We start from the raw sequence: 13,077 nt of genomic DNA, 5'->3' as shown, positions 1-13,077 counted from the left end.
TATCTTGAAAGTTTTAGCCTATCACTAATTTCTCACAGTCATGTAACACCCTGTGTGATAATTGCATGTCTAAAGCGCTAGCCTATCTTGCCTATCACCCCTATTTGAATCACTAGGGCTTAGATTTGTCAGTACTTTTGTCAGTATTATGATACTCACCCGCTCCAGAATAATTCTCATGCTCGTCGTCACTGAGCTTCATTCCTAAACGTTCAACGCGGCGATCCATCATTTGCCGAGCTAATGCTTGCATATCCTCGACTCGGTCGATCTCATCGACAATCTCAAGGCCTAATAAGGTCTCAAACACATCTTCTAAAGTCACTAGTCCCTTGACTTCACCGTACTCACCGACGGTAATAGCAATATGAATTCGATTTTTTAGCATCAGCTCCAGTAAGTCAAACAATTTCATCTTGGAGAAAACAAAGGTTATTTCTCGTTGAAACTGAGTTAAAGGCTTATGGGTAGCATGATTAACTTTTGCTAATAATATATCTGTTTTTAGCACAAAACCGGTAATATTATCCAAGTCGCCATCATAAATAGGCAGCCGTGAAAAAGTCAGTTTGGGCCGATCCGCTAGCAGCTCAGTAACGGTTTTGTTTTGTTCAAAAGCTAGCATCACTGAGCGCGGAGTCATAATATCTTCGACTTTTATGGCGCCAAATGCTAGAAGATTACGAATAATACGAGATTCTAGCGGGTCAATCTGACCGGCTTCCTCACCTATGCTTGCAAGTGCGGCAAACTCACGGCGACTAAAGACATCGCTCTCTTTGCTTCTTACCAGCAGTTTAGTGAGGCGCTCTGATACCCATATCAGCGGATATAAAAGCACAATAATACCGCGAACAAAATAAGCAACCATACCACTGAGCTGACGCCAATAAACCGTTCCTAGCGTTTTGGGAATAATCTCAGATAAGAATAAAATAGCCAACGTCATAAATGCTGAGAACACGCCAAACCAAGCGCTACCAAAAACGATTGTCGCTTGCGCGCCGGCGCCGATAGACCCAACCGTATGCGCTACCGTATTCAAAGTTAAGATAGCCGCAAGCGACTGATCAATATTATCGACTTTAAGTCGTTTAAGCATCAAAGCTTTGTTAGGGTTCGTCTCTTGTACATCAGCGATATAAGAAGGAGTCATAGTCAGTAGTGCTGACTCTGCAAGGGAGCAGACAAACGAGATACCAATCGCTAGCAATACAAATAGCACTAGTAGTAGCACACTGCTCGTAGTCGCTTGTGCTGCGACGTCTACCGCTGCAGCTGAGCTCGCTGCTAGTACAGAAGTCGGCAGCAAAAGCAATAAACTACTAAATATAGCAGTACAAACCGATAGCAACCATTTATAACAGCTTGAATTTTTTATAGGGGGAGGCTCCGCTGAAGCTTGTTGACGACAAGCGCGCGAACGATATAAACGAGAAGTAACCAAAGAGGTAAGCAGCAAGTCGGGTAACCTAAATAATGATTTAAGAAAGGGTAAAGCGAAAAAATAAAGCGCCGCTATAAAGCCAACACTTTTATAAGCATTCGATATTATCATTGATACTCGGGTTTCACAATATTTTGTCTTCACGCGATCGCGATAGAGCTACGGACGATACAGCCTTGAATTTAGCAGACCTGGCAGCATTTTTATCGGTATACTGACACTTGTAGCCGTATTTATTGAGCTGAGTAATTTATTAAGTTGGGTAACTTAGTTTTTATACTGTATTTATATTATATTTCTAGTATGCGGTTTATAATTATACGAACCCTAACCTACTTTGCGCTGTTTATGTCTAGTCTCAATTTAGGTCTAAAACTAGCATTTAGAAGCACTTATCTGCGCTGATACTCACTGTTCTAGTCGCTTTCACAAGCGCTACGCCCGTTATCAGTCTAAGAAAAATACGCTCATGCTATGATTAACAGTTACTAAGTCTCAGATTTTTTGTTACTATGCGTCTAATTTTATTATTGTACATCACTTATTGAGAGAAATTATGAGCTTTTTTATCCAGTCAGCCCATGCCGCTGAAGCAGCTGGTAGCGCCGTCGGTGGTGCGTCACTATTTGGTCAGTTATTATTGCCCGTCGCTTTTTTTGCCATCTTTTATTTTTTGGTTATTCGTCCGCAGTCTAAGCGTACCAAAGAGCATCGCGCTATGGTCAGCTCGCTAACGGTAGGCAGCGAAGTTATATTCGCCGGTGGCTTGATGGGCCGCATCAAGCAAATCGAAGGCGACTACGCCGTTGTGAGTTTAAACAATAACACCGATGTAAAAGTGCAGCGTGCATCTGTGATCTCAGTACTTCCTGCAGGCACTATTGAGAGCGTTTAAGTCTCAGCTCGGTGCTGCTTGATAATATAAGCTAGATTATAATCGGTTTTTGTAGTCACTTATATTGTAATGACCGTTCACTGATTACGGTCATTTTTGGCTATTAGCTACCCTGTTATCTACACACTTATGGTCTGCATCACCAGTCTTTTATCAATATAAAGAAGTCATTATGCAATATCCCGCATGGAAATACCTAGTTATCATTGTCGTGCTTATCGTGGCAGGTCTTTACGCGGCTCCTAACCTTTATCCTGATGAGCCTGCGGTGCAGATTACAAGTGCTGCGGCAGGTACTCAGCTGTCTGAGGGAGTGTTAACCGAGTCTGAACGTCTGCTTAACGAAGCCAATATCGACTTTCACGATGGTAGCTTTGAGGGCAACAGCGCCTTAGTACGCTTAGATACTCCAGATGCGCAGCTAAAAGCTCAGGAAGTCTTACGCCAAAACTTGGGCGATGATTACGTCGTCGCGCTGAACTTAGCACAAACGACGCCGCAATGGTTACGCGATATTGGTGCTAAGCCTATGAAGCTTGGTTTGGATCTTCGCGGCGGGGTACGCTTCGTGCTAGAAGTGGATATGGATAAGGCACTAGAGCAGCGTCTTAGCAGCGCCAGCCGTGATGTGCGCCGAGATTTGCGTGCTGAACGAGTCGCAGTAACCGGTATCAAGACCGAAGGTCAAAGCATCGTTCTACACTTCTCTGACACCGAAGCCCGCGGGCGCGCACAGAATATTTTACAAGCGTCCATGGGTAATGACTTTACGCTACAGTCGACTATCGACGATCAGGGTCCTGCGCTGGTTATGTCCTATAACGATGCGATGGTCGATGAGATTAACAGTTATGCCGTCAATCAAAACTTAACGACTTTGCGTAACCGGATTGCTGAGCTTGGGGTAGCGGAGGCATTAGTACAGTCGCAAGGCGCTAGCCGCATCGTAGTGGAGTTACCGGGCGTACAAGATACAGCTGAAGCCAAACGGGTACTCGGTCGTACCGCAAACCTTGAGTTTCGCATGGTCGCTAAAGATGCCGAAAATTATACCGGCGGCATTCCTCCTGCTGGCACTGAAGCCTTCCCTTTTCAATCGCTAGATGGCCCACCAGTACTCTTAGAGCGTCAAGCTATTGTCACCGGTGACAAAGTCACTAATGCGCAGACAGGCGTCGATGAGAGCGGCACGCCTGAGGTAAACATTACCTTAGATAGTGCTGGCGGTAGACTCATGCAAAACGCCACTCGCACCTCAGTTGGCGAGCAAATGGCGGTGCTGTTTATTGAAAATAAACAGCGCATCACTTATGAAGAAGATCCGGCGACTGGGGAGACGACTGAAGTTCGTACACCATACGCTGAAACTAAAGTGATTAATCGTGCCAATATTCAAGCGGTACTTGGCTCGTCGTTCCGTATTACAGGCTTAGATAGTAGCGCTGAAGCTGCTGAGCTTGCTCTACTGCTACGCTCAGGTGCTCTAGCTGCGCCGATGTATTTTGTAGAAGAGCGTACTATTGGCCCCTCACTCGGTCAAGAAAATATCGATAAAGGTCTGTTCTCAACGCAAGTTGGCTATCTATTAGTATTCGTCTTTATGATTATTTTCTATCGTTTGTTCGGTATAATTGCTAACGTCGCTTTGGCTATTAACGTAATTATCATTATCTCTATTATGTCAATATTAGGCTCGTCGCTGACCCTACCCGGTATTGCGGGTATCGTCTTGACTATCGGTATGGCGGTCGATGCCAACGTACTGATATTTGAACGTATACGCGAGGAATTAGCAAATGGAGTAAGGCCAAAAACCGCTATCGTGGCTGGCTTTGATCGTGCTTTTAGTAGTATTTTTGATGCCAACATTACCACGCTGTTGGTGGCTTTTATCTTATTCGCTATCGGTACCGGTCCGATCAAAGGCTTTGCTATTACTTTAGCGATTGGTATTGTCAGCTCACTGTTCACCGCTATTTTGGTGACGCGAGCGCTAGTACAAATCGCTTACGGTAAGCGCAAATCTATTAAACGTTTGAGCATCGGTTAGGAGACTACTATGGCGATCGATCAGAATAATCCGAACAATAAAGACAACCTGCCAACCTCAAATAGCTCAGGCAATCAGTCAGGTAGCAGTGGCTCAGATAACAATCAAAAAGGCAACAAGCGTCGCCGCCGTAATAAGCCGCGCCGTGATGGTAAAGGTAGCAATACTCAAACCAATACCTTAAATAAAACGTCCAAAGGGAGTAAGCGTGACAGCGCTAAAGACTCACAAGCACTAGAGCCTGCCAATGCTTTAGATCCTAGTCGATTTGAAGGCGATGCCGCTGACGACGCTGCAGCACTAGCTGAAGGCGGCATAAAAGCCATTGGCAATCAGCGCATTATTCCTTTTATGAAGTTAGAAAAGCCTATGGGCTTACTCTCTATCTTTATGGTTATCGCTAGTATTATTGCCATTGCCGTTAATGGCTTGAACCTAGGACTTGATTTCACCGGCGGGGTCTCAGCTGATGTCAGCTACGAGCAATCCGTCGAGCAGGTAGCTGTGGTTGAGGCTTTGGCCGATAACGGTTTCGATGACGCTGTCGTTCAGTACTTAGGTACTAACAAAGAGCTGCTAGTACGGTTGCCGCCGCAATCTGATAATATCGATGGTCTCAATACTAGCCTAGACACCGCATTGGACTTACCTAATAATCCGGCTAGCATTAGTAATGTCAATATTATCGGTAGCCAAGTGGGTAATGAAGTCTATCTCAACTCAGTCATGGCGCTGGCCTTAGCTTTAGTCAGTATGCTAGGTTACGTCGCGCTACGCTTTCAGTTTAAGCTATCATTAGGCGCAGTATTATCGTTATTTCATGATGCTATTGTTACTATCGGGGTCTTTGCGCTCTTTGGTTTCCCATTTGATCTGACAGTGTTGGCAGCGGTACTCGCGCTGATCGGTTACTCACTGAATGATACTATCGTTGTTTATGACCGTATCCGGGAGAATTTCCGCCGGGTTCGCGGTATCACTCCGCGTCAGACTATCGACTTGTCATTAACAGAGACCTTGCGCCGTACGATCATGACCATCTCAACAGTGTTACTAGTGGTGCTGGCTATGATGTTCTTAGGCGGTGATGGCTTATACTGGTTCTCAGTGGCGTTATTTATCGGTCTGCTTGCTGGTACTTATTCTTCTACTTATATCGCCAGCTCTATTCCACTAGCCATGGGTCTGTCGCGCGATGATTTTGTGGTAAAAGTAAAACCTGAATTTGAAGAAGAAATCGTCAGCTTCAATGATCCAAAAATGTTTGAATAACTTTTGTATAATGAATCCTTAATCAAAATTTTACAGCTACGACAGCGTGCTACTGGTATAAATTTTATTTGCGTGCTGTGTTCCTAGAGGCTGCACAACATTCATCCCAGTAGCACTGTATTTTTTATAGTGGATTGACTCTTGCCATTTTTTTTAGCTGCTAATGATCAACAATAATTAGCAGCTAGACGGTTTTTATAAAAGCACCTGACTCATTACTGATGAGTGTTGGGTGCTTTTATTTTTGTATGGTTCTTGATTACTCAAAAAATAAAACATCTAAAAAGTAGTGATATGATATGACCATAACCTCAGCAGCAACGACACAACCTATCGATACCCGCTATCGGCATATCATCTCTATCGCCGTGCCTGTGATGTTGGCCAACTTGGCTATGCCGCTACAAAGCCTCATCGATACTGCAGTCGTTGGTAATATGAATGAGGCGGCAAATCTTGCCGGTATGGGGCTTGCGATACAGCTATTATCTTTATTATTAGTTAGTTTTAACTTTTTACAATACGCCTCCTCTGGCCTATCGGCTCAAGCTTTGGGTCAGCTCAGTACTAGTAACTCATCTAGCGGCGCAACAGCTAATAGCTTAAATAATAGCTCAAGCTCGAAGCAAATGGCTTCGGCCTTATTGTCTATTTTACAGCGAGCTTTGGTATTAGCTTTTATTATCGGAGCGCTATTATTATTAGCGAAACCTTGGCTCATCGAGTATGGTCTACGAGCGTTATCGGCTAACCCAGCGAGCGAGATCGCTGCCAAAACTTATTTAGACGTACGCTTTTGGGGAGTCATTGCTGAGCTGATGAATTTTGCTTTTATTGGCTGGTTCGCAGGGCAAGGCAAGACGCGTTACATGCTCTATCAGCAAGGCTTTATTGCGCTATTAAACATTATACTGACGCTATTCTTTGTCTATGGTATGGGTCTAGGATTAGCCGGTGTCGCGTTAGGGACAACCATCGCTTTTTGGTCAGGGGTAGTATTAGCGCTTTGGCTGAGTCGTCAGCATTTGCAGCTGTCATGGCATGCATTATTCACTACCGATGCAGAGCATTTTACTCGCTCGAAAATGCTTAGGCTATTTTCTTTAAATAAAGATATCTTTATTCGTACGCTTATTTTGACTTTGAGCTTTGCTTGGGTGACTCGGCTATCAGCGCAAAGTGGCGACCTTGTTTTGGCCGCTAACGCTATTCTTCTACAAGTTCTCAGTATTTCAGCCTTTGCTTTAGATGGCGTAGCTGTGTCTGCAGAAACACTCGCCGGACAAGCCGCCGGACGACGCGATTGGCGACGCTTTGCTATTATTGTCAAGCGGACAGGTATCGTCAGCTACGCTTTGGCACTCTTGCTCAGCCTGCTTTGGTTACTGGCCATGCCCACTTATCTACAGACGATGACCAATATCGAACCGGTACTCACACTCACCCGCCAGTATCAGAACTATGCGATACTACTGCCGCTGATAGGCGTAGGTGCTTATTGGCTCGATGGTATATTTTTTGGTTTAACTGCGGGTAGCGTGATTCGTAATGCATCCCTACTCTTAGCAGTAGTCTTCTTCCCTATCAGCTGGCTACTCTATCAGCGCTATGATATGACCGGTATTTGGCTCAGTGTTTGGTGTTTATTAGCACTGCGCTTGGTCATTCTCGGTGGGTTTTTATATCGTGCTTATCGGACAGGCAATTATGAGCAGCTGCAACCTAATTAAAAATTAGAATAAGCTAAAAAATAGAGTTGTAGCCGCAAATGTAACGTTACTAAAAGCACTAAACCTTGTAAATACAGGCCGCATCTAATATATAAAAATATTGAAAAACTTAGGACCTAACGTGACAGCTTCTTATTCCAAACAACAAACACAAGTCTCCTACCGGTGGGCAGATGGCTTCAAGAAAAGCTTGGCTGTGGCAATGGGCTATTTGCCTGCTGGTATTGCCTTTGGCGTCCTCGCACAAGTGGCTGGCATTCCTATTTGGGCGACTTTGATGCTTAGCTTATTTCTTTATGCAGGCGCGGCGCAGTATGCTTGCTTGCCCATGCTAAGCGCTGGTCTGCCTGTGGGTAGTATCGCAACCAACATTGCCGCGATCAACTTGCGTCATGTCTTCTATGCTATGCCGCTGTTGCAAACGATGCCCACCCAAAAGCTTGCTAAGACGTATTGCTTATTCGCGCTGACCGATGAGACCTTTTCGGTAATGACGAGCTTACCCGTCGAGGAACGCCAAGCGTTAATTCTGCCTATCAGTCTATTTAATCAAAGCTGGTGGGTACTAGCGTCTCTCATTGGGGTAATTATAGGTAGCGCTCTTAATGATTTAGTGCCGCATTTAGACTTTGCCTTAGTTTGTTTATTTGCGATTTTGGCCTACGAGCAGTTTCAAAATGTTAAGCGGCTCTTTCCTATCGTTATAGCGGTTATTGGTCTTGTATTGGCTTCCTTATTCACCAATGATTGGCTGTTATTAGTCGCTATTAGCTTTTGTATGCTACTTATCTTAGCGCGAGGTTTTTGGTTGCAGTACCATGTATTGGGAGAGAGCTCTGATGACTAGCCAATATCTAATCATAGCCACTCTCGCTATGGCAGCAGTGACTTTTATTACCCGAGCTGTCCCCGCTTTAATTCCTAAAAAAATCCTAGATACGCCTTGGCTACACAGGCTTAATGAGAGCTTACCCTTATCGGTGATGGTGCTGCTTATTTTGACTAGTTTAGCTTATCAAGACTTGTCGCTGAGTCACAGTTTAGCCAGTCCTGAAGTGCAACTGTTGTTAGCTCAGATTGGCGCATTAGCCCTGGTATTTTTAATTTATCATTTCAGTAAACAGCTGCTAGTAAGTATGATAGTCGGTATAGCAGCTCTAAATGGTTTTCTGTGGGTGTTTGCTCAGTTCTTGATTTGAACGCTACTCATTAACAGCGTCCTTAAAAGCGGATACTCAAACATCAAGCAATTAAATATCACCATAAAAAAACGAGCTTCTCCAATTTAAGTAGAGAAGCTCGCTTTTTTTGAGTACGACAAGCATTGACTATGATATAAACATAAGGATTATATCTCCTCAATACCCATCATATCGACTGGTGTATCAGCGACAATTTGTACGCCTTTCTTACCAGTCTTCGCGGTATCATTACGCTGAGCCTGCAGATGATCAAGATAAGCTTCGTTAATTTGTCCGGTGATATAACAGCCATTGAATACTGCACAATCAAAGCCTTCCACCTTACTGTGCTTAGTATCTTTTACCGCATCAATCAAGTCATCTAAATCTTGGAATATTAGACGATCCGCGCCGATAATTTTGCGTACTTCTTCCACGCTATGACCAGAGGCGATAAGCTCACTACGCACTGGCATATCGATACCGTAGACATTGGGATATTTCACCGGCGGCGCGGCGCTAGCGAAGAAAACTTTACGCGCGCCAGCGTCACGCGCCATTTGAATGATTTCATGACAAGTGGTACCGCGCACGATAGAGTCATCCACCAATAACACGTTTTTACCTTTAAACTCTAACGGCACGGCACTGAGCTTTTGCCGTACTGATTTTTTGCGTTGCTGTTGACCTGGCATAATAAAAGTGCGACCGATGTAACGGTTTTTCATAAAGCCTTCACGGTATTTAATATTCATCTTCAGCGCCAGTTCCATCGCTGAGGTACGCGAAGTATCAGGAATAGGAATGACTACATCGATATCATGATCTTCGCCCCACTCAGCCAGAATTTTATCGCCTAGTTTTTCGCCCATACGCAGACGCGACTTATAGACTGAGATATTATCCATAATTGAATCGGGACGCGCAAAATAGACGTACTCGAAGATACAAGGCGTATATTCTTGTTGCTCAACGCACTGATGGGTGTGCAGATTATGATCTAAATCGATAAAAATCGCCTCGCCTGGTTTCACATCACGAATGATCGTAAACCCTGAGCCTGTTAGAGCTACTGACTCTGAGGCCACCATATATTCTGTACCGCCGTTAGCGGCCAAGCGTTCACCGAACACCAGCGGACGGATACCGTTAGGATCACGAAAGGCTAATAAGCCATGACCGGTAATCAAAGCCACCACGCCGTAAGCCCCTTCACAACGCTTATAGACCGCTTTTACTGCCTCAAATATATCATCAGCGCTAGGATGATTTTTGCCTAAGTTTTGCATCTCATGCGCAAGTACGTTTAATAGAACCTCAGAGTCTGAGTCAGTATTTAAATGGCGACGGTCCTCTTTATACAGCTCTTTCGCCAGGCTCTCAGCGTTCGTCAAATTACCATTATGCGCAAGCGTAATACCGTAAGGTGAGTTGACATAGAAGGGCTGCGCCTCAGCGCTGCTAGAAGTTCCGGCTGTCGGATAGCGTACGTGACCGATACCATATTCGCCAACCAACTTGATCATATGACGGTTCATAAACACATCGCGCACCATGCCATTTTCTTTACGCAAAAATAAACGCCCATCTTGTAAAGTGACGATACCTGCTGCATCCTGACCACGATGCTGAAGCATAGTCAAGCCATCATAAAGAATTTGGTTAACGGGCTCATGAGCTGCAACCCCAACGACTCCACACATAGTTATGTCCTATTTTAGAGCAAAGATTAGTAACGAGAAAATTTAGAAATAATGCAACGGCTATATGATGTTGAAACGTCTAAAATTAAAGAGTGAATCTTACCGTAATAACGCAAGTTCGTAAGATATGTTTTAGTTTAATTCCATAAAATCACTATGCTGAAGACTAAATAGCACCGTATTCTCTAACCATGAGTAGAGAATAATGAGATTAAAAATGAACTTGATCTGCAGCTAATATAAATTTACTAAGATTGGTTAATCTGGCCCCAAGCCACGCCTAGCATGTCGGTAGCCAGCTCTTTGCCCATTGGAGCATAGGGCATCAGCTCAGGAGCGAGTACTGAGGTCTGCCACTGCGGCAACTGTACCAATAAAGGCGCACTGATACTGAGTACTACTAAGACCATCAAGACGTTCTTGGCCGCTCCTAATACGCCACCTGCCATCTTATCGAGCACGCTAAGATTTAATGTTTTAAGCGCGCTTGAGAAGATAAACGCTAGTGCATGCATAATAGCTAAAATGACGATCACTACTATCAAAAAAGCCAAAGCGGTCTGCAGTACCGGATTTTCAACTAGACTTGATAACTGCGGAGCAATTGACGTTGCTAGTCGAGTGGCGGCAATCAGAGCGACAAACCAGCCCATTAATCCCACCGCCGTTTTGATCAAACCTACCTGAAAGCCGCGCCATAGACCAATGAGTACTACGATAGCAATGATAATATCTAGACCACTCATCTCTACTGCCTCATTCGTTTAGGGAAAGGTATAAAAGTATTTTTATCCATATCTATCGCTAAGTATATCAGTCAAATACATAGATAAACGGTTAGCCTCTATCAGTACCAAGGCCGGATGTGCAACAGACCCTACTAATCACTCTTGCGTAGTATGATAGGGAGTATCATAAATAGTATCGTAATAACCACCGATAGCTTGAATACAAGACTGTACTAATCCTGGTCCGCGATAGATAAGGCCAGTATAAAGTTGCACTAGTTCAGCGCCAGCTTTGATCTTTTTGACTGCTTTATCACCACTATCGATACCGCCAACGCCAATCAGTGCAACCTTATCCTCTAGCTGATCAGAGAATTGCTGTAAGATTTGGGTACTCGTATGACTCACCGGACGACCAGATAACCCGCCCGCTTGATCGCCATCGCGCAAGTCCTCTACCCCGACTCGGCTCAAGGTGGTATTAGTCGCAATCAAGCCATCAATATCAAAATCTATAAGCTGCTGCGAGATATAATCGACTTGCGGCGGCTCCAGATCAGGAGCGACTTTTAGCACTAACGGCACATAAAAGCCGTATTCAGTAGCCAGTTGGCTATGACGATTTTTGATAGTATCTAGTAGCTGGGTCAACGCTTCACCGCTTTGTAAATCGCGCAGATTGGCGGTATTAGGTGAGGAAATATTGACAGTAATATAAGAAGCATAGGGATAGACGCGCTCTAAGCAATACACATAATCATCAGCGGCTTGCTCAACAGGCGTGCTAGCATTTTTACCGATATTGATACCGATATTGCCTTTATACTTGCAGCGTTTGACATTATCAATTAAATAATCCACGCCTTGGTTGTTAAACCCCATACGGTTGATAATAGCATCAGCCTGTCTGAGCCGAAACAAGCGCGGTTTGTCATTACCCTCTTGCGGACGCGGCGTCACCGTGCCAACTTCAATAAAACCAAAACCTAATTCGGCTAAAGCGTCGATATAATCGCCATTTTTATCCAAACCTGCGGCTAGTCCTACTGGGTTGGCAAATTGTAGACCCATACAAGTGGTGGGCTGCATCGGCTGACCATAAACTAAGCCTAAGGTGCGAGCTTTGTGCGCTTTGTCTAATAAAGACAGCGTCATATCATGAGCGCGCTCAGGATCCATCTTAAACAAAAACGGACGAAGTAAGGCGTAGGACATAGTGACAATAAACCCTGATCAAAGAGTGAATAAAAAGGCAAAATGCTTGCCGTAGAGCGCTGCGATTATATCAGCTTGCTTTAGGCTTAGCCAAAATAACCCTAAATATTATTCTATAAATTTGTAGCTACTGACGACTTGATAGTTAGATAGACTGAGCGTTATTCAACATTACTTATCAAACACAGCAGCCATCAAGGCACTGGCCGCTTATCGCTCAAAGCTATCCAGCCACGAGCAATTCTATATAAATGCCAAATGATCGTAAATAAGATAATCAAGATTCCTAACCCGGTAAATAACCCTGAGCCAATAGCTAGGTTATTGCTTTCGGCTAGCACACTGATACCTAAGCCGCCAACTGCCATTAGCGTTATGATAAGACCGATAACGAACCAGACGATACTATACCAAAAAGTCTTGATTTGCCAATCAAAATGCGTGGCCAGCCAAGTGCCATCAGCATCGTGACGCTTAGCATAATTCATAGCAATAGGCACAATCCATAGCAGCCCTGCCGTTAGATAACTGATGACATAAAGTAGATAGGTGAGATGATTATAAGTGATTAACGAGCGCTGCTGCTTATCATTGAGAGTAGTATTTTGTCTTGAGCGTGTGAGGTCATGGGTCTCTTCAGCATCAATGTTATTTTCAAAGCGAGACCCTGACTTCTCTAAGGTTGGCTGAGATGCAAAATCATCAGAGTTATCAGAATTAGGATTAGAAGGTGAGGTCATAATAAGTATCCCTATCACGCTTGACCGTAATGATGACAAAAAATTAAGGCGCATAATCATAAAACCAAGTTATAGCTTTAATAATAAAGCTTGAATACTCAGTAGCGCCTACCTAT

11 protein-coding genes are annotated in these 13,077 nt (G+C 44.2%); 6 read left to right on the top strand and 5 right to left on the bottom strand.

Annotated elements, in window-relative coordinates; all coding sequences use genetic code 11:
- Positions 1 to 112 precede the first annotated feature (112 nt).
- Positions 113 to 1,213 carry a CNNM domain-containing protein gene (locus tag ACTXGJ_RS00860; protein WP_443564876.1) on the bottom strand — a complete coding sequence of 367 codons (1,101 nt, stop codon included), beginning with the start codon at positions 1,211 to 1,213 and terminating at the stop codon, positions 113 to 115.
- A 790-nt stretch (positions 1,214 to 2,003) separates the two neighbouring features.
- On the opposite strand from ACTXGJ_RS00860, the gene yajC reads away from it, so the two are divergent.
- The 6 genes from yajC (at position 2,004) to ACTXGJ_RS00830 (ending at position 8,593) form a co-directional block, all read left to right on the top strand.
- Positions 2,004 to 2,342 carry a preprotein translocase subunit YajC gene (yajC, locus tag ACTXGJ_RS00855; RefSeq protein ID WP_439240968.1) on the top strand — a complete coding sequence of 113 codons (339 nt, stop codon included), beginning with the start codon at positions 2,004 to 2,006 and terminating at the stop codon, positions 2,340 to 2,342.
- A gap of 172 nt (positions 2,343 to 2,514) precedes the next feature.
- Positions 2,515 to 4,392, top strand: a complete 1,878-nt coding sequence (secD, locus tag ACTXGJ_RS00850) for a protein translocase subunit SecD (protein ID WP_439240970.1) — start codon at positions 2,515 to 2,517, stop codon at positions 4,390 to 4,392.
- A 9-nt stretch (positions 4,393 to 4,401) separates the two neighbouring features.
- Complete coding sequence (gene secF / locus ACTXGJ_RS00845) at positions 4,402 to 5,664, top strand: protein translocase subunit SecF (protein ID WP_439240972.1); 1,263 nt, start codon at positions 4,402 to 4,404, stop codon at positions 5,662 to 5,664.
- A gap of 299 nt (positions 5,665 to 5,963) precedes the next feature.
- Complete coding sequence (locus ACTXGJ_RS00840) at positions 5,964 to 7,394, top strand: MATE family efflux transporter (protein ID WP_439240974.1); 1,431 nt, start codon at positions 5,964 to 5,966, stop codon at positions 7,392 to 7,394.
- A gap of 202 nt (positions 7,395 to 7,596) precedes the next feature.
- Positions 7,597 to 8,241 carry an AzlC family ABC transporter permease gene (locus ACTXGJ_RS00835; RefSeq protein ID WP_439241337.1) on the top strand — a complete coding sequence of 215 codons (645 nt, stop codon included), beginning with the start codon at positions 7,597 to 7,599 and terminating at the stop codon, positions 8,239 to 8,241.
- Complete coding sequence (locus tag ACTXGJ_RS00830; RefSeq protein ID WP_439240976.1) at positions 8,234 to 8,593, top strand: AzlD domain-containing protein; 360 nt, start codon at positions 8,234 to 8,236, stop codon at positions 8,591 to 8,593. Before ACTXGJ_RS00835 ends, ACTXGJ_RS00830 begins: the two co-directional genes overlap by 8 nt.
- A gap of 149 nt (positions 8,594 to 8,742) precedes the next feature.
- On the opposite strand, the gene purF is transcribed toward ACTXGJ_RS00830, so the two are convergent.
- From purF to ACTXGJ_RS00810, 4 genes are all read right to left on the bottom strand, one after another.
- A complete protein-coding gene (gene purF / locus ACTXGJ_RS00825) occupies positions 8,743 to 10,278 on the bottom strand; it encodes an amidophosphoribosyltransferase (protein WP_439240978.1) in 1,536 nt (511 codons plus the stop codon).
- 248 nt (positions 10,279 to 10,526) lie between these two features.
- A complete protein-coding gene (locus ACTXGJ_RS00820) occupies positions 10,527 to 11,024 on the bottom strand; it encodes a CvpA family protein (protein ID WP_439240980.1) in 498 nt (165 codons plus the stop codon).
- A 138-nt stretch (positions 11,025 to 11,162) separates the two neighbouring features.
- A complete protein-coding gene (locus ACTXGJ_RS00815; RefSeq protein WP_439240982.1) occupies positions 11,163 to 12,221 on the bottom strand; it encodes a quinone-dependent dihydroorotate dehydrogenase in 1,059 nt (352 codons plus the stop codon).
- 194 nt (positions 12,222 to 12,415) lie between these two features.
- Positions 12,416 to 12,961 carry a DUF4870 family protein gene (locus ACTXGJ_RS00810; RefSeq protein WP_439240984.1) on the bottom strand — a complete coding sequence of 182 codons (546 nt, stop codon included), beginning with the start codon at positions 12,959 to 12,961 and terminating at the stop codon, positions 12,416 to 12,418.
- Positions 12,962 to 13,077: the final 116 nt, after the last annotated feature.

It is taken from the genome of Psychrobacter sp. 1Y11 (assembly GCF_052259045.1).
Classification (GTDB): Bacteria; Pseudomonadota; Gammaproteobacteria; order Pseudomonadales; family Moraxellaceae; genus Psychrobacter.
This window is presented reverse-complemented; position numbering and strand designations above follow the sequence as displayed.